This window comes from Micavibrio sp. TMED2 (genome assembly GCA_002168225.1).
Lineage (GTDB): Bacteria > Pseudomonadota > Alphaproteobacteria > TMED2 > TMED2 > TMED2.
In genome coordinates, this window is the sequence record NHBH01000001.1 from 1042342 (window position 1) to 1062010 (window position 19669).

The 19669-nt window shown below is 59.7% G+C and carries 17 protein-coding genes and 1 tRNA gene; 9 read left to right on the forward strand and 9 right to left on the reverse strand.

Annotated features, from left to right (window positions below; genetic code table 11):
* Position 1 precedes the first annotated feature (1 nt).
* The 6 genes from CBB62_04985 to CBB62_05010 all read right to left on the reverse strand — a co-directional run bounded on the left by CBB62_04985 (position 2) and on the right by CBB62_05010 (position 6268).
* Positions 2 to 1237 carry a hypothetical protein gene (locus CBB62_04985; protein ID OUT42652.1) on the reverse strand — a complete coding sequence of 412 codons (1236 nt, stop codon included), beginning with the start codon at positions 1235 to 1237 and terminating at the stop codon, positions 2 to 4.
* Positions 1238 to 1259: 22 nt separating this feature from the next.
* The gene (locus CBB62_04990; GenBank protein OUT41681.1) at positions 1260 to 2297 is read right to left on the reverse strand and encodes an NAD-dependent dehydratase; all 1038 of its coding nucleotides are present in this window, start codon (positions 2295 to 2297) and stop codon (positions 1260 to 1262) included.
* On the reverse strand, positions 2294 to 3028 hold the full coding sequence (locus CBB62_04995) for a hypothetical protein (protein ID OUT42653.1): 735 nt from the start codon (positions 3026 to 3028) through the stop codon (positions 2294 to 2296). The genes CBB62_04990 and CBB62_04995 overlap by 4 nt, the downstream gene beginning before the upstream one ends.
* A gap of 11 nt (positions 3029 to 3039) precedes the next feature.
* Positions 3040 to 4116 (reverse strand): hypothetical protein, encoded by a 1077-nt coding sequence (locus CBB62_05000; protein ID OUT41682.1) that lies wholly within the window; start codon positions 4114 to 4116, stop codon positions 3040 to 3042.
* A gap of 126 nt (positions 4117 to 4242) precedes the next feature.
* Positions 4243 to 5571 carry a hypothetical protein gene (locus CBB62_05005; GenBank protein ID OUT41683.1) on the reverse strand — a complete coding sequence of 443 codons (1329 nt, stop codon included), beginning with the start codon at positions 5569 to 5571 and terminating at the stop codon, positions 4243 to 4245.
* 58 nt (positions 5572 to 5629) lie between these two features.
* Complete coding sequence (locus CBB62_05010; protein OUT41684.1) at positions 5630 to 6268, reverse strand: hypothetical protein; 639 nt, start codon at positions 6266 to 6268, stop codon at positions 5630 to 5632.
* 213 nt (positions 6269 to 6481) lie between these two features.
* Here CBB62_05010 and CBB62_05015 point away from each other — a divergent pair, with 213 nt between their 5' ends.
* Positions 6482 to 6757, forward strand: coding sequence for a hypothetical protein (locus CBB62_05015; protein ID OUT41685.1), 276 nt, complete (start codon positions 6482 to 6484; stop codon positions 6755 to 6757).
* 3 nt (positions 6758 to 6760) lie between these two features.
* Here CBB62_05015 and CBB62_05020 read toward each other — a convergent pair whose 3' ends face one another.
* Both CBB62_05020 and CBB62_05025 read right to left on the reverse strand, forming a co-directional pair.
* Positions 6761 to 7729: a hypothetical protein gene (locus CBB62_05020; protein ID OUT41686.1), complete on the reverse strand. Its 969-nt coding sequence runs from the start codon at positions 7727 to 7729 to the stop codon at positions 6761 to 6763.
* Positions 7730 to 8434 carry a lipoate-protein ligase B gene (locus tag CBB62_05025; protein ID OUT41687.1) on the reverse strand — a complete coding sequence of 235 codons (705 nt, stop codon included), beginning with the start codon at positions 8432 to 8434 and terminating at the stop codon, positions 7730 to 7732.
* A 129-nt stretch (positions 8435 to 8563) separates the two neighbouring features.
* Between CBB62_05025 and CBB62_05030 the strand changes: the two genes are divergently transcribed.
* The 6 genes from CBB62_05030 (at position 8564) to CBB62_05055 (ending at position 15867) form a co-directional block, all read left to right on the forward strand.
* Positions 8564 to 8651, forward strand: a tRNA-Leu gene (locus tag CBB62_05030).
* Positions 8652 to 8883: 232 nt separating this feature from the next.
* Positions 8884 to 11190, forward strand: coding sequence for an NADP-dependent malic enzyme (locus tag CBB62_05035; GenBank protein OUT41688.1), 2307 nt, complete (start codon positions 8884 to 8886; stop codon positions 11188 to 11190).
* Positions 11191 to 11264: 74 nt separating this feature from the next.
* Complete coding sequence (locus tag CBB62_05040; GenBank protein ID OUT42654.1) at positions 11265 to 12686, forward strand: magnesium transporter; 1422 nt, start codon at positions 11265 to 11267, stop codon at positions 12684 to 12686.
* A gap of 72 nt (positions 12687 to 12758) precedes the next feature.
* Positions 12759 to 13955, forward strand: coding sequence for an acetyl-CoA acetyltransferase (locus CBB62_05045; protein ID OUT41689.1), 1197 nt, complete (start codon positions 12759 to 12761; stop codon positions 13953 to 13955).
* A gap of 37 nt (positions 13956 to 13992) precedes the next feature.
* On the forward strand, positions 13993 to 14673 hold the full coding sequence (locus CBB62_05050; GenBank protein OUT41690.1) for a hypothetical protein: 681 nt from the start codon (positions 13993 to 13995) through the stop codon (positions 14671 to 14673).
* Positions 14674 to 14733: 60 nt separating this feature from the next.
* Positions 14734 to 15867, forward strand: coding sequence for an acyl-CoA dehydrogenase (locus CBB62_05055; GenBank protein OUT41691.1), 1134 nt, complete (start codon positions 14734 to 14736; stop codon positions 15865 to 15867).
* On the opposite strand, the gene CBB62_05060 is transcribed toward CBB62_05055, so the two are convergent.
* On the reverse strand, positions 15852 to 17312 hold the full coding sequence (locus CBB62_05060) for a hypothetical protein (protein ID OUT41692.1): 1461 nt from the start codon (positions 17310 to 17312) through the stop codon (positions 15852 to 15854). The genes CBB62_05055 and CBB62_05060 overlap by 16 nt on opposite strands.
* Before the next feature lie 320 nt (positions 17313 to 17632).
* Here CBB62_05060 and CBB62_05065 point away from each other — a divergent pair, with 320 nt between their 5' ends.
* The gene (locus CBB62_05065) at positions 17633 to 18235 is read left to right on the forward strand and encodes a hypothetical protein (protein ID OUT41693.1); all 603 of its coding nucleotides are present in this window, start codon (positions 17633 to 17635) and stop codon (positions 18233 to 18235) included.
* A gap of 103 nt (positions 18236 to 18338) precedes the next feature.
* Complete coding sequence (locus tag CBB62_05070; protein ID OUT41694.1) at positions 18339 to 19583, forward strand: hypothetical protein; 1245 nt, start codon at positions 18339 to 18341, stop codon at positions 19581 to 19583.
* Positions 19584 to 19669: the final 86 nt, after the last annotated feature.

Sequence of the window (19669 nt, forward strand, 5' to 3'; positions counted from 1 at the left end):
GTCAGATTATCCGGAAGTCGGGAATGGGCACGATGAACCTGCCGCCAGCCTGATGGTAGGCAGCTTCCTGTGCCATGATCTCGTCGGCGAAATTCCAGGCTAGCAGCAGCAGGTAATCCGGCGCATCCTCGGCAAGCGCCTGCAATGGCCGGATCGGCACCCGTGTGCCGGGCATGTATTTGCCGTGCTTTACCGGGTTCCGGTCGACGATATAGGCGAGGTCATCACAACCGATGCCGGCAGCGGCCATGAAGGTGACGGCCTTGGCGGCGGCACCATACCCGGCCACCCGTTTGCCAGCCTCGCGGCAGTCAGCCAGCACGCGCTGTATCTGCCCGATCAATCCGGCGATACGGTTGCTGAAACCGGCGTAATAGCTAGGCGTGGCAATACCGGCAGCGGCCTCCGCTGCCAGCAGATCGGTGACGCTGGCGTGTCGATCTGTGTTCCGGCTGATATGCAGCCGCAGCGATCCGCCATGGATGCCCAGCCGCTCGCAGGTGTTGATATGCAGGCCATGCCGGGCGAACAGCGCCACCAGCGCGGTCATGGAATAATGGAAAACATGCTGGTGATAGATGGTGTCGAAAGCCAGATGCCGGATCAGGTCATCGAGATAGGGCGTCTCGATCACCGCCCTGCCATCGGGTGCCAGAATGGTGGCGATACCGGCGACGAAATCATTGATCTCCGGCACATGGGCGAGGACGTTGTTGGCCAGAAACAGGTCAGCGCTGATGCCCCGTTCCTGTTGGAGCCTGAGGGCCAGTGCCTGAGTGAAATAGGCGTCGATGGTCTCTATCCCGGCCATGCGCGCCTGATCCGCCGGGCCGGTTGCCGGATCAATGCCAAGCACGCTGTAACCCGCTGCCTGAAAATGGCGGAGCAGATAGCCGTCATTGCTCGCGGCCTCGACGATCCGCGCCTGTGACGGATCGTGCAGATCGGCGATAAGGCTCTGGGCGCTGTCGTGGAAATGCCGGTTCAGCGCCGGAGAGACGGATGAATGATAGGGGTAGTCATGGCGGAACAGCAGGTCCGGCGGTACTGTGACCGATAATTGCGCGAGGCTGCAGGCAGAACAGGCGATGAGCGCCAATGCCGCGAGATCATCCGGCTTGTCCAGTTCTTCCGGTGCCACCAGCCGGTCGGCCAGCGGCGTCACGCCGAGATCAAGCACCGGAAACAGTTTATCGCTGCCGCAGGACCGGCAGGCAGTGACGGCGGACAGGGGCAGGATATGGCCGACACTGACCATGTCAACCAGTGCTCCAGTGCAGGGCGCTGTCTAGGTCACCGGCGGCAATCAGGTTGCGGATCTTGGCAACCCGGCAATAGCGCGGACCTTCAAATTCTGTCGGGGACGGTGGGCGATCCCTGAGCGCGCGGTAGAGATTTTCCACGCCTGCCTGCAAGGTCCAGCCTGGGGCAAAGCCGGGCAGATGGCTGCCGGCCTTGTCAAAGCTGACGCGGTAGGAGCGTTTGTCCGGTGAGGCGCGGTCGGAGAAGGCAACGCTGGCATCCGGGATGATATCGGCGATGATATGGGCAATATCGACGACCCGGAAATTCTGTTCGGTCTGGCCGATATTGAAGATCTGGCCCCGGACCGCATCGTCGGGCGCGGCGGCGGCGGCCATGAAGCTCTGGGCCACATCGGCCACATGCACCAGCGGTCGCCAGGCCATGCCGTCACTCTTCAGGAACACCTGTTTGCTGGCGAGGGCATAGGCGATCAGGTTGTTGACCACGAGGTCAAAGCGGATCATCGGCGACAGCCCGTAAACCGTGGCAAAGCGCAGGAAGACCGGGCAGAAGCTGTCATCGGCGAGTGGCGCGATATCGCGTTCGGCAAATATCTTCGACTGGCCATAGGGTGTGACGGGGTTGAGCGGGCTTGCCTCATCAATCCAGTTTTCGCCCGCCGCACCATAGACACTGCAGCTGGACGCAAAGACAAAGCGGCGGGCACCGGCCTGTTTTGCCAGTCTTGCCGTCTCGACCGCCGCCTGATGATTGATCGCCAGCGTGGTTCCGGCATCAAGGTCGCCCAAGGGATCATTGGATAGCCCGGCCAGATGAATGACCGTGTCGAACCCGTCGAGGTCACTGAGGGTGATTGCCCGGATATCCTTGCGCATCAAGGGAATATCCGGTGTCGCGGAGGGCGTGCCAAAGGCGCAGCCATCGTAATAATGCTGGTCCAGCCCGTGCACGATGGTACCGGCTTCCTGCAGCATTGGCACCAGCACCTGTCCGATATAGCCACGCTCGCCTGTTACCAGCACCCGGTTCATGGGCCTGCCAGCCATGGGGCATCGCCCGCCCGTGCCATCCCGTCGAGCCGTTCGGCCTCGGCCGGGGTATCCATACATTGCCAGAAACCGTCATGGCGATAGGCCATCAACTGTCCCTGTTCCACCAGTCGCTGCATCGGGGCATGTTCCAGCACGGTCGCGGTATCGTCGATCAGGTTGATCACCCCCGGCTCCATGACGAAAAACGCGCCATTGATCCGGCCTTCCCGCTGTACCGGCTTTTCGGCAAAGGCGGTCACCCGGTTCCCAGCCATGTCCAGATGGCCAAAGCGCGGTGGTGGATAGACCGCGGTGACGCTTGCCATCCGCCCATGACCGCGATGGAAGGCCAGCAATGCCGCAAGGTCGATATCGGCGAGGCCATCGGCCCAGGTGAGGAAGAACGGGGCAGTACCCAGTTCATCGCCCAATCGGTCGCGCAGTTTCAGCAGGCGGCCACCGGTTGCGGTATCCTCACCGGTATCGTGGCAGGTAACCCGCCAGTCGTTCTGCCATAACCCTGTCGGGCGGCGGGTTTGCGTGGTGACATAATCGGCGATGGCCTGTCCCTGATGGCCGGTGGCAATGGTGAAGTCACGAAATCCCTGCCGCGCGAAAATAGCCATGACATGCTCGATAACCGGGCGGCCATTGATCGGGGTCAGGGGTTTAGGCTGATCCTGTGCGCCCAGTCGCTGGCCCTTGCCACCGGCGAGGATGACGGTCCTGATTGTATCTGCCGTCATGGTCTGGCCCCGACATAGAGATCGGCATAGCGCTGGCGCAGGGCGATCAGCTCCGCAGGCTGCAGCAATAACAGGCACTGGTCGATCTTGCGCAGCATCTGATGGATGAACATGCGGTGGGAGAAATCCTCAGGCGTCAGCCTGTCGATGAATTCCCCGGCATGAATGATTACCCGTTGGGTATTCTTCTCGATATCATCGCCGCGCCGCGCGAGAAATGCCCTGCTGCCCTCGGTGATAAGCCGGGTACGTTGTTCATAGGGCAGGCGGGCGAGCCGGAACATGTCCAGATGGGCGTGATACATATCGATAATCGGGCAGAGCTGCTCCAGCGCGCCAAGGGCGCTGCCCTCCGGCAGCCCGCGTTCGTGATCCATCGAGAACATGCGCATCAGATGGCGCATCCGGTCAGGCATCGAGGACAGGCCGGGCGAGATGCTCTGATAGACCACGGCTTCCTCGATACAGCGGATTTTGCCGTACAGCGCTGCCTCACAGACAAAGACATTATCGCCGCCGAAACGGAACGGCTGTGGCATCATCCGGTCAAGCACGGTGCGGCGGTAGAGGGCGAAGAAATTGGATGGCTGGCGATATTGTTCGATCACCATGCAGGCGCGGGCAATGAGATCATCCTGATCGGCAGAATAGAAGGCCCATTTGCGGGGCTGGGCGGTGAGCGGATTGCCATCCCGCCCGACCCTGATTGCCTTGGCATAGGCGACGCCGACATCCGCCTCCCGGTCCAGTACTGTGGCCAACTGTTCCAGATAGTCCGGGGCCAGCACATCATTGGCGCTGCAGATCGCGACATAGTCGGCAGTTGCGTTCAGGAAGCTGCGGTTGATATTGGCGTTCTGGCCGATATTCAGCGTCTTGGCGTTGAGGTGAATATCGAGCCGGTCAGTGTAACCGAGACAGATATCGGGTCCGTTGTCGGTTGAGCAGTTATCAAAAATCGTGACCCGGAAATCCTGCCGGGTCTGGGCGACGAGGGCATCAAGCACGCGACCGATACGGGCGGCCTCATTCCACATGGGAATGACTATATCGATCTTGGGTGCAGGGGACATCGTCTCGGGATAAGCGGCGGCAATCGGCCAGCAAGATTGGTTTTATTGGTTACTTGTTGTTCCGCACCCAGTACCGGTGCGGGTCGCCACTGTCAATGCAACCCGGCATAACCGCGTAATCAGTTGCTATGATCCCGACTTTGCCAGCTTGAGGTTGCTGCGGAAGTTTTCAATCTCGCCGCTGATATTCATCAGGCGGTCGAGGGAGAGTGCCAGCCACAGATCGAACCAGAGTGCCGAGCCGAGCAGTTGCTCGACGGTTTCCAGCGGTACCTTCTTGCCCCCGAGGGCAAGGGTCTCCGGCAGGGCGATAGACGGGTTGTCAGGATCGACAGAGGGCTGTTGCTGATTATCAGGCTCAGCCTCACCCTCGGCGTCCAGATCATCCTCAATCGCGACATGCAACTGCCCATTGGCAATCCATGACTGTTCCCGACCGAGGGCAATACTCGGCGCCAGTACCTTCCAGTTCAGCGATGCCACAGCCTTGTCCGCGTCCTTGTGCAGGCGTTCGCGGTTTTTCAGGGCGGCAATCAGGGTAGCCGAGACCTGATGGGCCTTGGTCAGCTTTGCCGCTGGCCGGACCCAACTGAACACCATCATCAACAGCAGGCCGATGGCGATCAGCACCAGCGCCCGGATGATGCCAAAGGCAAATGCCGTGACCAGCACCATGATCAGACCGCTCAGCAGGATGCCGCCGGTAAAGGCGGCAAAGATGAAGAGCCGGGCCATGAAGCGTTCAGCCGGCACGATCTTGTACAGGGCACGGGCGCGCATGGTGTTGCCAACGGCCCATGTGGAGAACATCGGCCAGAAAGCAAGCATCAGGGGCATGAACAAGCTAACGAAACCGACCTCGCTGGTGGCGACAATCACGATCACGCTGGCAATGATCGCCATGACGATGACGAGCAGGAGGATCGGGTTGAGACCAAGCCGGGATGGAACAGCCTTTTTCTCATAGGCTTTCAGGAGCAACCGGCGGGCATCGCCGAGAATGGATGAATGCCGCCATTCAATCGGCAGTTCGAGCGCTTCGTTCGGGAACAGTTTGCTGATCAGGGCACGATCCAGCTTGTTCGGCACGTCCTCGGCGGAAACCGGCAGCCGTACCAGCATCAGCTCCTCGGTATCGGACTTCCAGTTAAGCTTGACCAGTCCACGGACCGCAAGATCGACAATCGCGGCCATCAGCGGGCGGCACAGATGATCCCGGTTGATCAGCATGGCGAGATAGGCCGGTGGGAACTGCATGATATCTGCTGGCAATTTGGTACCGGGGTCGGGCAGGGACAGTGGCTTGCCGAATATCTTGGCGAGAAACGCCGGGGCCTCGATGGTCGTGCCCCATGACAAGAACCAGTTCTCGCGGAACGGTGACTTCTGCAGCCTTTCCCGCGCCAGAAACAGGGTAATACCAAGCAGGATAATGAGTAACAGAAGGGCAATCATGGGCAGGGCCGGAACGTGTAGCGGATCAGATCAGGGCGATGGGCTGGAACAGCAGTCATCAATAGCCCCGGTAATGTTGGGTTTGTTCAATCAGCAGGGATAGCGCCTGATCGAACTCATCCAGTGGCACGCCGATACGGCGCTTGGCATAGGAATCGGTCAGCGGGGCATCCCGGAAACTGATGATTGCCGTTGTTCCGGCGGCATCGACGAATTCGTTGATCAGGCGCTCTGCGGCCTGATGCCTGAGGATACAGGGGCCGACCAGACAGACATCCTCGATCTTCATCTGGAATGCCTTGGTGCGGATCGTGGCATCGGCCCAGGTCGGGGTCGGCGTGGCGTCCAGCATGATGTTGAAATCATAGAGGTCGCCCAGATCATTGCGCGGCTTGCGGTTGTTTTGGCTGCCTGAGTCGCTCGGCTCCGCCACCTCGATCACCAGATCGAAAACGAAAACCGGCTTCTGGTGCCCGGTCACATATTGCCGCTCATGCAGGCGCAACTCGCAGGCATCATTCAGCGGCAGGACAAAGGTACGGCGATAGCATGTGACCTGCCAGTCACCGACCCGTTTCATGTACAGGACATTGTCCTGCATCCCCAGAGTTGGCGGGGGACGCCACGTGGTGCGGGTGTCTGCTGCCTCGGCCGGGGCCGGGGTGACGGCCAGCAAAACAGCGGCCAGAACCAGCATTGCCGCCAGCGACAGAAAACCCCATCTGATGTGAGGAAGGCCGGGAACCGGATGACGCTTTCCGCAGTTAAACATTATCATTACAACTATTCTGGCGCTGATGATCAAATTCGATAATATTATGCCTCGGGAAGGTCGTTCAGGCCAAACAGCTTTGATCAAATAACAACATGTAGCCGCGCTATCGTGGCCAACAAACACGGGTATAGAAACGTGAGCAAAACTGTGCGGGTATCAATTTACGGTCGGGTTCAAGGTGTCGGCTATCGTGCCTGGACCGAACAGCGGGCGCGGCAGCTTGGCATTGACGGCTGGGTGCGCAACCGCCTTGATGGCTCGGTTGAAGCGGTGTTTTCCGCCGATGACAGCCTGCTTGACCGGATGCTGACCGATTGTCAGGCCGGGCCGAGTGTCGCCAAGGTCGACCGTATGGTCGAACAAAGCTGTGATGCGCCCGAAACCGGCTTCAGAATCCTGCCCACCTGCTAGGTTTCACTGATCCGGAAATTCCTTTGCCCGGCCAAGGCGGAGCGCAGTTGCGCCGTCGCTCGGCAGCAGGGCGGGCATCAGCAGGACACAATCATCATAGGGCGTGCGTATCTCGATGCTGCCATCACGGGCGATCAGCGTGCCTGCCTTTTCGATCACCTGCAGCCCGTCAAACCGGCGCTCGAAGGAGAATTCCGCTGCCGTGGTCGGGACGAGGCTGTGGGTCACGGTGATGATCCGTGCCGGGTCCGGGGAGACCCGCGCCGGACTGTCGAGCATATGCAGGGTCTTCAGCAGATGGCGGCAGGCGCGATAGGCAATATCGGCGGTGCGCAGATCGAAGTGATAGCCGCATTCGATCAGCATGGCGCTGGCATAGCGGTCGGGATCACTGAAATGATGATAATCGGTGAGGCGTTTGCCGTCGGCATGGCCGGGATCGATCATCACCCATTTGGGCCAGCCCATGGCGCGGGCCAGATCGCGGTGGCGGGCGGCGGGACCGATCAGGGCGAGCGGCGGTGCCTTCCTCGGCATCGTGTGCAGGTCGAGCAGGAAATCGCTGCTCTGGATCAGTGGCAGCAATTCCCGCGCGCGCCTTACTTCCCAGGCATCGGTCGGATCGCTGGCCAGCGATCCGTGCCAGACCCGGTTCATGTCGCGCTGCAGGAACCGGTTGCCGAACGGCGCTGCCGGGTCGAGCTGGGCATAGGCGCGGTAATTGACGAAGCACAGTGACAGGCGGCCATGGGAAATTGCCGGGTTTTCCCGGATCAGCCGGTCGAGGGCGATGGCACCCGCCACCTCATTGCCATGGGTAAGGGCGCTGATCACCACATGAGGACCGACCAGTCCACTGTCGATGCTGACCACATGGGAAAAAGCCGTCGATGCGGCGGCGTAGCGCTCCAGATCGGGCAGGGCGTCAAGCAGGCGTTGGTCGATAACGGGCGGTGTCGGCACGGGATGCAATCACGCGGTATGAGGGCGCAAATCTTCCGGGAAATGCGCCATCAGCGCGGCATCCAGATCTTCCATGGTCACCGGCAGGCCAAGCGCGGTCAGCGAGGTGACGCCATGACCGCGAATACCGCAGGGAACAATGCCGCCGAAATGCTCCAGATCGGGATCGACATTGATCGAAATGCCGTGGAATGCCACCCATTTGCGAACCCGCACACCGATGGCCGCAATCTTGTCCTCCCGCCCCATGGCCTCGCCATAGCGGCTCTTGTCGACCCAGATGCCGACACGGCCCTCGCGCCGTTCGCCGATGACGTTGAATGATCCCAGCGTGTCGATCACCCATTGTTCGAGCCGGTTGATATACCAGCGCAGATCGGTACGCCGTTGCTTGAGGTCAATCATGGCATAGACGACCCGCTGGCCGGGGCCGTGATAGGTGTATTGCCCGCCGCGACCGGTCGGGAACACCGGAAACCGGGTGTCGAGCAGATCGGCCTCATCGGCACTGGTTCCGGCGGTATAGAGCGGCGGATGCTCGAGCAGCCATATCCGGTCACCGGCAGTACCAGCAATCATCGCCGCCACATGTTCTTCCATCTGCTGCACCGCCTCGGGATAGGCGACGGGACGGTCGCTGATCTGCCAGTCGATTACCGGCGGTGAACCGGAAAATCTCAGGTTTTCTGCCGGTGCTGGTTGCTGGAACGTCATGTTTTGCCGACCTGTTGCGGGGGAGAATGATTATTTAGTGTGTTATGACACGTAAGCTAGCTTGATTCCTATAACAGCATTTGTTAGGAACGCCGCCTACCAAGGATGATTGCTCATCCTGTGGCACGTGCGGTCGTGGCGGAATTGGTAGACGCGCAGCGTTGAGGTCGCTGTGGGCATTGCGCCCGTGGAAGTTCAAGTCTTCTCGACCGCACCATCTTTTTTCGGACATTTACCGGTAAAAATATTCAAGTCGCTGGTTTTATTGGAAAACCGCGCTTTTTCGACTGTTGTGCAATTTGCATAACCGATTTGTGCCCAAGCCCGCTTGTAAGCGGGCTTTTATTATGGCCAAAAAGCAGGCACAACCTACGCACCAACTCATTTTTATCGCGTAAAAATCAACAGTTCGGCATTGGTGGGCCACCGCCAATGCACCGGGAGGCATTATGGGCGACAAGCTGAGAGATGCAGCGCTTGAGTATCACCGTGCACGGCCAGCGGGCAAAATAGCCCTGCAGCCGACCAAACCACTGGGCAACCAGAGTGATCTGGCGCTGGCCTATTCGCCCGGTGTTGCCGCAGCCTGTGAGGAGATCGTCAAGGACCCCAAAAATGCCAGCCAATACACCACGCGCGGCAATCTCGTCGCGGTAATCACCAATGGTACGGCGGTGCTCGGCCTCGGCAATATCGGCCCGCTGGCGTCCAAGCCGGTGATGGAAGGCAAGGCGGTTCTGTTCAAGAAATTCGCCGGCATCGACGCCATCGACATCGAGGTGGATGCCAACGATCCCGACCGGTTCTGCGATATCGTTGCCGCACTTGAGCCAAGCTTCGGTGCCATCAATCTCGAGGATATCAAGGCGCCGGAATGCTTCATCATCGAGGAGCGCCTGCGCGAACGGATGAATATCCCGGTGTTCCATGATGACCAGCATGGCACCGCGATCATCGTCAGCTCTGCCGTCCTCAACTGGTCGCGCCTGACCAAGCGTGATCTCGGTACGGTCAAGGTCGTGACCTCCGGTGCCGGTGCGGCGGCGATTGCCTGCCTGAACCTGCTCGTCGATATGGGCATCAAGCCCGAGAACATCACCGCAACCGATATTGACGGCGTGCTGCACAGCGGACGTGCCAATCAGTTGCATGAGAAACAGGCGCGTTTTGCCCGCGATATTCCCGAGCGCACCCTCGGTGAGGCGATTGTCGGGGCCGATGTGTTCCTCGGCGTTTCCGCGCCCGGCGTACTGAAACCGGAGTTTGTCAGCACCATGGCCGGTGAGCCGTTGATCATGGCGCTCGCCAACCCGACGCCGGAGATCATGCCCGATGAGGTGCGTGCGGTTCGTGACGATGCCTATATCGCCACCGGTCGTACCGATTTCGCCAATCAGGTGAACAACGTCCTATGCTTCCCGTTCATCTTCCGTGGTGCCCTCGATGTGGGTGCGACCGAGATCAACGAGGCGATGAAACTCGCCTGCGTCGAGGCGATTGCCAATCTCGCCATGGTCGAGGCCAGCGAGGCGGTGGCTGCCGCCTATGGTGACGAGGCCATGTCCTTTGGCCCCGAATACCTGATCCCGAAACCGTTTGACCCGCGTCTGGTTGGCCGTATTGCCCTGGCCGTTGCCAAGGCGGCGATGGAGAGCGGTGTCGCCACCCGACCGGTGGAGGATTTCGCCGATTACGAGAATGAACTGAACCGGTTTATGTTCAAATCCGGTCTGGTGATGACCCCCGTCTTCTCTCGGGCCAAGCAGAATGCCAAGCGCGTTGCCTATGCCGAGGGCGAGGACATGCGCGTGCTGCGCGCGGTGCAGCAGGTGAGCGATGACGGCCTCGCCTATCCGGTGCTGATCGGTCGGCGTGGCGTGGTCGAGAGCCGGATCAAGCGGCTCAATCTGCGCATTCAGGAAGGCAAGCATTACGAGCTGGTCGATCCCGAGGATGATCCGCGCTTCCCTGACTACTCCGCGCAGTATCACAAGTTGATGGAGCGCCGGGGTATCACCCCGCGCCGGGCCCGCGAGATTGTCCGTACCAATACCACGGTCATCGGCGCGCTGATGGTGCATCTGGGTGAGGCCGATGCCCTGATCTGCGGCACCAAGGGCGGCTACAGCTATCGCCTCAGCGATGTGAAATCGGTGATCGGCCTGCGCGCCGGGCAGACCATCCCGGCGGCACTCAGCGTGCTGGTGACCGGGTCTGGCACCTTTTTTATGTGCGATACCCATATCAATGAGGACCCGACCGCCGAACAGATTGCCGAGATGACCATCGAGGCTGCGGAAGCAGTGCGGCGGTTCGGTATCGAACCGAAGGTGGCGCTGCTGTCCTACTCCAATTTCGGCTCCCGCAAGGGGCCATCGGTTGCGAAGATGCAGCAGGCGCGTGAAATGCTCGAAGTGCTTGCCCCCGAACTGGAAGTCGAGGGCGAAATGCATGCTGATATCGCGCTGAACGAGGAATTGCGCGCGACCGCATTCCCGAATTCACGCCTGACCGGACAGGCCAATCTGTTGGTTATGCCCAATCTGGATGCGGCCAATATCGCCTATAATCTGGTCAAGTGTCTGGCGGATGCCCAGCCGGTCGGTCCGCTCTTGCTCGGGGTCGACAAGCCTGCGCATATTCTGACCAGCTCGGCCACGGCACGCAGCATCCTGAACGTGACAGCACTGGCCACCGTCGATGCCCAGCAGCGCGATCACGACGGTGCTAACCAACCGGTTCTGTTTGGTGTATAAACCGGGCTGACAAATCCTCACTGATGCGGTCATATGGTGGCCGCATCACCCGCAACCGGAAAAGAGACGGCGTCATGGCCGAACTCGATACAAAAACACCCCGGCCGCAAGCCGTCGAGGAGGCGGAAGAGGCTGGCGAGAGCAATGAGTACGGGCTTGACTCGGAAGCGGTCGGCAAGGTTGTCGACTGGCTTGACGAGGGCGAGCTCGACAATGTCCGTGCGCTGGTTGATGATCTGCACGACGCCGATGAGGCTGACCTCATCGAGCAGATCGATCCCGAATATCGCCGTCAGCTGGTTGATTGTCTGCTGCCCACCGGTATTGACGCCGAGGTGTTTGTCCACCTGCGTCCCTCGATCCGGGATGAGGTGCTCGACTATCTGCCGCCCGAGGAAATCGCCCGGACGGTAACTGAACTCGACAGTGATGACGCCATCGAGCTGGTCGAGGACCTTGACGAGGAACGTCAGCAGGAAATTCTCGCCAAGCTGTCATCCCAGCTCCGCGCACAGGTCGAGCAGGGCCTGACTTTCCCGGAAGAGAGCGCGGGTCGTCTGATCCAGCGCGAGGTTGTGGCGCTGCCCCAGTTCTGGACGGTTGGCAAAACCGTTGACTATATGCGGGCGGCTGCTGACCAGCTGCCCGAGCATTTTTACGTTGTCTATGTGGTCGACCCGCTGCACCGGGTTGTCGGTGCGGTCAATTTGAGCCGCCTTGTCCGCACCCGTCGCTCGACCAAGCTTGAGGAAATTCAGGAAACCGACATCCATCCGATCCCGGCTGAGATGGATCAGGAGGCGGTGGCTGATGTCTTCCGACGCTACTCCCTCGTCTCTGTTCCGGTGGTGGATGAGAACAGCCGGTTGCTCGGGATGATCACCTTCGATGACATCGTCGACGTTATCGATGAAGAGGCCGAGGAAGATATTCTGCGCCTTGCCGGTGTCTCCGCCGAGAGCGATATTTATACCGATACCTTCAAGACCCTGAAATCACGCTTTGTCTGGCTGGCGCTCAACCTGCTGACGGCCGTGCTGGCATCGATGGTGATCGGGGTCTTTGAGGGCACGATTGATCAGATCGTAGCGCTGGCGGTGCTGATGCCGATCGTTGCCAGTATGGGTGGCAATGCCGGTACCCAGACACTGACGGTTGCCGTGCGCGCGCTGGCGATGAACGAGCTGTCGGCCAATACCGCCTGGCGTGTGATTGCCAAGGAAACCCTTGTTGCCAGTCTGAACGGCATAATCTTTGCCGTGGTCAGCGGCATTGTCGCCTCGGTCTGGTTCGGTAATCCGATGCTCGGTGCGGTGATCGCCATGGCGATGATTGCCACCCTTGCGGTCGCCGGGCTGTCCGGGGTCATGATCCCGCTCGCCCTCGACAAATTCGGGGCCGATCCGGCGGTGGCATCCTCGGTCTTTCTGACCACCGTTACTGATATTGTTGGCTTTTTTACCTTCCTCGGATTGGCGGCCTGGATACTTCTTTGATCTTGTCCAGACCACCACCTATGTTTCGGGGAACACGAAGAACAAGAAACAACGCAACAGGGAGTGCTCGTCATGTCGAACAGGAACAGTGATCCGGTGGTGATCGTCGGGGCTGCCCGGACACCAATGGGTGGGTTTCAGGGTGATCTCGCCGACGTTAAGGCACCGGCACTTGGCAGCGATGCCATCCGCGAGGCGATGAAGCGTGCCGCGGTTACCGGCGAGGACATCAATGATGTGATCATGGGTTGCGTCCTGCCCGCTGGTATGGGGCAGGCACCGGCACGTCAGGCCTCCCTCGGCGCCGGTATCCCGGAAGCGGTCGGCTGCACCACGATCAACAAGATGTGCGGCTCGGGCATGAAGGCGACCATGATGGCCCATGACGCCATTCTGGCCGGTACCAACGACATTGCCATTGCCGGTGGCTTTGAGAGCATGACCAATGCGCCCTATCTGCTCGACCGTGCCCGTGGCGGTTATCGCATGGGGCATGGGCAGGTTTATGACCATATGTTCCTTGATGGTCTTGAGGACGCCTACAAGCCCGGTCGGCTGATGGGTACCTTTGCCGAGGAAACCGCCCGGCACTATCAGTTCACCCGCGAGGCACAGGACGAGTTCGCCATTACCTCACTGAAACGCGCCAGACAGGCGAGCGAGGACGGTACGGCGGCGGCGGAAATCGTGCCGGTAACCGTCAAGGGTCGCAAGGGCGATACGGTGGTCGAGCATGACGAACAACCGCTGAAGGCCAATCCCGACAAGATCCCGACCCTCCGCCCGGCCTTTGATAAGGACGGCACGGTAACGGCGGCCAATTCCAGCTCGATTTCCGATGGCGCGGCGGCACTGGTGCTGATGCGCCGGTCGGTAGCGGAAAAGAGGGGAGCCACGATCCTCGCGGAAATTCATGGACACAGCACCCATGCCCAGGCCCCGGCATGGTTCACCACGGCGCCGATCGGCGCGATGGAAAAGCTGTTTGAGAAAACCGGCTGGTCGACAGGCGATGTCGATCTTTTTGAGATCAATGAGGCCTTTGCCGTGGTTACCATGGCGGCGATGCGCGATCTCGACCTGCCCCATGACAAGGTGAATGTCCATGGCGGTGCCTGTGCCCTCGGCCACCCGGTCGGTGCATCCGGTGCCCGGATCATTGTCACCCTGCTCAATGCCCTGAAGAAATATGACATGAAGCGCGGTGTTGCCTCGCTCTGTATCGGTGGCGGTGAGGCAACCGCTATTGCCATTGAGCGTGTTCATTGAGCGTGTCCACTAATCCCAACAATCAGGACCAGTTCTTATGCCCACAGTGATGATTACCGGTGCCAAGCGTGGCATCGGTCGCGGTCTCGTCGAGCGTTTCCTTGAGAATGGCTGGGACGTTATTGCCGCCGGTCGCGATGCCACGGCAACTGATCTTGCCACGCTCGGTGAGCGGGTGACCGTGATCGATCTGGACGTGACCGATCCAGCCTCAATCGAGGCGATGGTCGCGGCATTGGCCGGTCGGGCGATCGACCTGCTGGTCAATAATGCGGGTGTCTATAACTATCCGAAGAACACTCTCGACACGGTAACGCCGGAAGCATGGCTTGAAGAATTGTCGGTGAATACGGTGGCGCCGCTGATGGTCAGCCGGGCGCTGTTGCCAAACCTGCGGGCCGGGGACATGCGTCGTCTTGCGGTGGTTTCGAGCAAGATGGGCTCAATCGCCGATAACACCAGTGGCGGCAGCTATATGTATCGCAGCTCCAAGGCCGCGACCAATGCCGTCTGGCGCAGCCTCAGCCGTGATCTGGCAACCGAGGGCTTCACCTGTGTCACACTGCATCCGGGCTGGGTGCAAACGGATATGGGCGGCGGTGCCGCGCCGCTGACCGTCGCGCAATCGACCGCCGGGCTGTGCAAGGTGCTGAGTACGCTGGAGCTGAACCAGAACGGCATATTCCTCAATTACGATGGAACGGTTCTGCCTTGGTGATCAGAGAACAATAATGTCAGGGCTGGAAATGGCAGCGCTGGAAATGACAGGGGTAGGGAAATGATTCTGAGTGAAGATCAGGTGCTGATCCGGGATACCGCCCGGCAGTTTGCCACCGAGCAGCTGGCGCCCAATGCCGCTGAATGGGACCGCAACCATACCTATCCGCGCGAGGCGCTGGCGCAGATGGCCGAGCTTGGCTTCCTCGGCATGATGGTGCCGGAGGAATGGGATGGCGTCGGTGCTGATGCCGTATCCTATGCGCTGGCGCTGGAGGAAATTGCCGCCGGTGACGGCGCGACCTCAACCGTCATGAGCGTGCACAACTCGCCCTGCTGTGCGGCGCTGGTCAAGAACGGCACACCGGACCAGAAGGAACAGTTCCTCAAACCCATGGCGCGGGGTGAGATGGTCGGCTGCTTCTGCCTTACCGAACCACAGGCCGGGTCCGATGCATCGGCGCTCAAAACCCGCGCCCGCCGCGACGGCAATCACTGGGTGCTGAACGGGGCCAAGCAGTTTATCTCCACCGGCAAGAACGGCGATATTGCACTGGTCTTTGCCGTCACTGATCCAGAAGCGGGCAAACGCGGTATCAGTGCCTTTCTCGTGCCGACAAATGCCGAGGGCTATGAGGTAACCCGGATCGAACGCAAGCTGGGGCAACATGCCTCCGATACCGCGCAGATCAGTTTCAATGACTGCCGGGTCACGCCGGACATGATGCTCGGCGAAGAGGGCGAGGGCTACCGGATCGCCCTTGCCAATCTCGAAAGCGGTCGGATCGGTATTGCCGCGCAATCGGTGGGTATGGCGCGCTCGGCGCTGGATCATGCGCTGACCTATGCCCGTGAGCGTGAAAGCTTCGGCAAGCCGATCTTCGATCATCAAGCGGTCAATTTCCGGCTGGCGGATATGGCAACGCAGGTCGAGGCCGCGCGCCAGCTCGTGCTCCATGCGGCGGCCATGAAGGATGCGGGGCAGCCCTGTCTGAAAGAGGCGGCAATGGCCAAGCTGTTCGCCTCGGAAATGGCGGAGAAGGTGTGTTCTGACGCCATCCAGATACATGGTGGCTATGGCTATCTCGAGGACTTCCCGGTTGAGCGCATCTATCGCGACGTCCGGGTCTGCCAGATATATGAAGGCACCAGCGATATCCAGAAGCTGATTATCGGGCGTCAGTTGGCAGGCTGAACCGGTTGTTGTGAGGCGGCCTGCATCTGCCTGAGCGCACTGATGTCAAAGCGCCAGATTTCGGTTTCCCGCTCCCGTCCGGTGATGCTGTTCTTGGCCCCGATGGCGGCGAACAGCCATTGCCGGTCATTGGTCCAGCCAAGATCAATCACCTGATAGGTATCACCGCTCTGCCGGCTGCGCAGGCCGTTTGTGGTCAGTTGGTAGGTTTCGCCGCTATTGCCAACCCGGACGAAAAGATCGGTCGGCGTGTTCTCCGGTCGATTGCTGATCTGACGGTCTGCAATGGCCCGCGAACTGGTGTAGACGGTCAATCGTTGCTGCCGGTCATTGAGTGCCGGGCCAATGGCCTGACCATAGGTCGCATGCCCTTCCGCACCCGGTTGATTGCGCAATACCAGCTCATTGCGGATGGTTCGACCGGCACCACGGGTGAAGATGCCGTCGATCACATCTTCATGCTCGTCAGCCGATGCCTCCAGTATTTGCCCGCTATTGAAATAGGGGATAATCCGACGCTGGGCTGCTTCCGAATTGTTGTTGCGGACGGTGATAGGTTTGTCGTGGTTGAAGTTAATGGTGCGGAGCTGCCAGCCATCCCACGGATCATCGCCAGCCAGCGAGGCGATCAGCGTGCGCCGTCCGCTGGTACCGGTATCGGGCGGGCTGCGTTCGGCATAGATGATCTGGTTGCCACGAAAATTCGGATAGGCAGCACCATGCCCCGGTTCGGAACTGACAATCCGGTTCAGGCTCTTGTCCTCCAGTCGCAGGGACCAGAGATCGTTGTTGATACCCCAGTCGAGGCCGTTGGTCGGATCGCTGGTTGCGTTGTCATTGGCCTGCTGAAAGATCACATAAGCCCCGGTCGGGTGCCATGCAGGATTGCCCAGCCGCGCCCGCGGACGGGGCGAGATGAAGCAGGTCAGGCAGAATGGCAGCCTGCCATCGGCATACATGCGGTACAGATCCCGGTCACCGCTGACCGTATTGGCCAGACGGTCATAGATCAGCACCTGCTCACCCTGCCGTTCGAGCAGGTCGAAATAGCCGCCGCGCTCGGTCAGCAATTCCCGCGGCACCAGACTGGTATCGGCAATGATCGGCTGTGCCGCCATATCGGCTGCCGCCTCGGGTAGCACGAGGTCAAAGCCGACCGGCACGCGCAAGCCCCGCTCGGGACGCCAGTAGACGGTTACGTGACTGCCGACATCCATCTTCGAGAGCAGGCTCATGGCTTTGCCATCATGGACGGGGTTCAGCACGGTACTGTTGGCAGCCTTGGGCGCGGTGAAGATCATGCTGGTCCGGCTGCGATCAACACGCATGGTTGCAGTTGTCTCGTCGCGGTCGATGATCGTGCCGGAACTGCTCTCCAGCGGTTCGGTTTTTGCGTCTGCATTGGAAATTTGTGCCAATGCCGATATCGGGAACAGTGAAACCAATAGCGTGAAAACTACCTGCAACACGAATAATTGTGTAGCAGGTATATAACGCACCCGACTTTCGTATTTTTTTACTAAGCGGTTGAGTTTCAATATTTTTCTCGCTTTGACGTTTTCGTAACCTGTTTGCACAATTTAATAAGGTCGATTGACGAGATCAGTTCTTCCTCGTCACCCGCTCCCCCGGGACAGGCCAGCTAACGTCGCCAGGTTGATGTCTGCTTGTTGTACGACAAGAGGACGTCGGAGTGAATGTTAGACGTCGCGCCATGCGATGACCTTGGGGATCTATGACGATACTGTCAGCACGAAATCTGCAGATGCGCCCGCTGGAGCCTGATACGGCCCGCGCTGTGCTGCGCCAGATCAATCGACAGTTCGAGCCTCGTCCACTGCCCCGCGCCACCACAACCCTGACCTGGGCACCGCTGCCGTTCTATGCCGACATGCTGCTCTATGCATGCCGCGACAGCGCGACGATCCCGGCGATTACCAAATATGTCCTGCGCCGCCGCCATCAGGTGTTTGTGCTGGATTACACGGCAGCGCCGATACTGGCTGCCAATGCTGCGGCCCCGCTGCAGCTCGATATCAAGACCGTCGCTGATTACGCCCGGTTCTTCACCAGCTTTGTCTGGCACAAGAACCAGCCGCAGTTTCTGGTTGAGCGCGTTGAGGATATTCCCGCCGCTGCCGACCTCAGCGATGAGAAGAAAATGATTCTGGGTCAGGTGCTGCGTCCCCTGCGGGTCCATGCCAGTGCCGACTTCGAGAATGCTTTCGAGATTGATGCCTGCTTTATCAGCGGCAGAGAGCTGGTTTCCCGGCGTCTGCTGATTCTGGAGGATGGTCAGATGCGCTGCTCACCCGATCAGCGTCTTATGGAGGATGCATCGCTCATGATGGAGACCGGCATGCGGTAATCCAACCGAGTAACCTAATACGGCGCTCCCCCGCCGCAATACATTCGTCGCCATTTCCCCGGACCTGATGGTCCACACCGTTATGAGACACTTAGAGGGTAATATGGCAAACTTACGCGCACTTCTCGATATCGCGGCTGAAGCTGAAAAAGAAGCAGCAGCGAAACGCAAGGAAGAGGCTCGTCGCCACGAGGGATGGGGCGGCATTACTGCTAAGCTGGAAGGCTACCGCGATGGTCCGGCTGTCGCGAAAAAGCAAAAAACTGACAAGCAACCACTGGTCGTCTGGGAAGAGTACGGCGCAGATGGTCGCAAGAATGCGCCAGTTTCAAACTTCTCGGGCAATCCGAAGGGCGAAGGCAAAGATGGCAGCATGGGCGGTCGCTCAGTGCCTAAAGGTCAGCAGCCAGAGCAGCCGATGAGCCAGGAAGATGCGGTTCAGGCGATCAATCACTACATGACTATCATGCGCAAGAGTGAGTCCGGTCGTGCCCTGATCGATATGGCTGAGGAGATGGGCGTCAAGTTCGCGATCGACCAGCAGGCCGGCGTTTACGGTTACTACTCACCGAGCGAGAATCTGGTTGCCGTCAACCCGAAGGTTGATGACGGTCGCGCGATTGCCACGCTGGCCCACGAACTGCGTCACGCATGGCAGTTCAAGAACGGCTATCACACCAAGCTGGACTTCAGCCCTGCCGACAACATCTGGATGATGCGGGCAATGGAAGCCGACGCCGAAGCCAACTCACTGCGCGTTGCTGCTGAGCTGGCCGATGCCGGTCACCCTGAGGTTCTGCAATCGCACGCCCAGAGCGAGTATGGCGATGAAGCCATGGCCATGGTTCATATGCTCCAGAAAGACCCTGAGGCGATCAAAAACGGCAAGGCACAGCGCGCCGTGTTCGATCAGTGGTTCTCCAAGGACTGGCGCCGTAAGGCCTATGACAAGCACTCGATCGATTATCTTGAGCACTTTGCCTTTGTCCTCGACGACAACCGCAAGACCAAGGGCTTTACCAAAATCGACACCGAGTGGCTGCAAGGCCTTGGCCAGCAACCCGATGGCGGCAACTATCTGGCGCCACGCAAGGGCGAGATGGACCTTGATGACGACTTCTACACCGGCGGCATCACTGCCGAGGTCAAGGAGCGCCTTGATCACCTCGAGCGTCGTCTGGATGGCAAGAAAAACAGCGGTGATGAAGGAACGACCTATCAGTTCCCGAACCGTCGTGGTCGCAATGGCCGCAGTGGTCCGGCCAATGATGATGGCCTGCCAATCGCTGCGCAAACCGGTGAAAACCCGCCACGTCTGGTAAAAGCTGAGCGCCGCCTCGGCATGTAAGCCGGAACAACATGATTTCTGCGATCGGCCGTCACAGCAATGTGGCGGCCGATTGCTTTTGTGCGGTCCGCAGGTCTTGCACCGGC

What these genes read in the sequence shown, in the direction of transcription:
- CBB62_04990 (OUT41681.1), bottom strand. Translation starts at nt 2,297, where the DNA reads ATGAACCGGGTGCTGGTAACAGGCGAGCGTGGCTATATCGGACAGGTG.
- CBB62_05000 (OUT41682.1), bottom strand. Translation starts at nt 4,116, where the DNA reads ATGTCCCCTGCACCCAAGATCGATATAGTCATTCCCATGTGGAATGAG.
- CBB62_05005 (OUT41683.1), bottom strand. Translation starts at nt 5,571, where the DNA reads ATGATTGCCCTTCTGTTACTCATTATCCTGCTTGGTATTACCCTGTTT.
- CBB62_05010 (OUT41684.1), bottom strand. Translation starts at nt 6,268, where the DNA reads ATGCTGGTTCTGGCCGCTGTTTTGCTGGCCGTCACCCCGGCCCCGGCC.
- CBB62_05025 (OUT41687.1), bottom strand. Translation starts at nt 8,434, where the DNA reads ATGACGTTCCAGCAACCAGCACCGGCAGAAAACCTGAGATTTTCCGGT.
- CBB62_05035 (OUT41688.1), top strand. Translation starts at nt 8,884, where the DNA reads ATGGGCGACAAGCTGAGAGATGCAGCGCTTGAGTATCACCGTGCACGG.
- CBB62_05040 (OUT42654.1), top strand. Translation starts at nt 11,265, where the DNA reads ATGGCCGAACTCGATACAAAAACACCCCGGCCGCAAGCCGTCGAGGAG.
- CBB62_05045 (OUT41689.1), top strand. Translation starts at nt 12,759, where the DNA reads ATGTCGAACAGGAACAGTGATCCGGTGGTGATCGTCGGGGCTGCCCGG.
- CBB62_05050 (OUT41690.1), top strand. Translation starts at nt 13,993, where the DNA reads ATGCCCACAGTGATGATTACCGGTGCCAAGCGTGGCATCGGTCGCGGT.
- CBB62_05055 (OUT41691.1), top strand. Translation starts at nt 14,734, where the DNA reads ATGATTCTGAGTGAAGATCAGGTGCTGATCCGGGATACCGCCCGGCAG.
- CBB62_05065 (OUT41693.1), top strand. Translation starts at nt 17,633, where the DNA reads ATGCGCCCGCTGGAGCCTGATACGGCCCGCGCTGTGCTGCGCCAGATC.
- CBB62_05070 (OUT41694.1), top strand. Translation starts at nt 18,339, where the DNA reads ATGGCAAACTTACGCGCACTTCTCGATATCGCGGCTGAAGCTGAAAAA.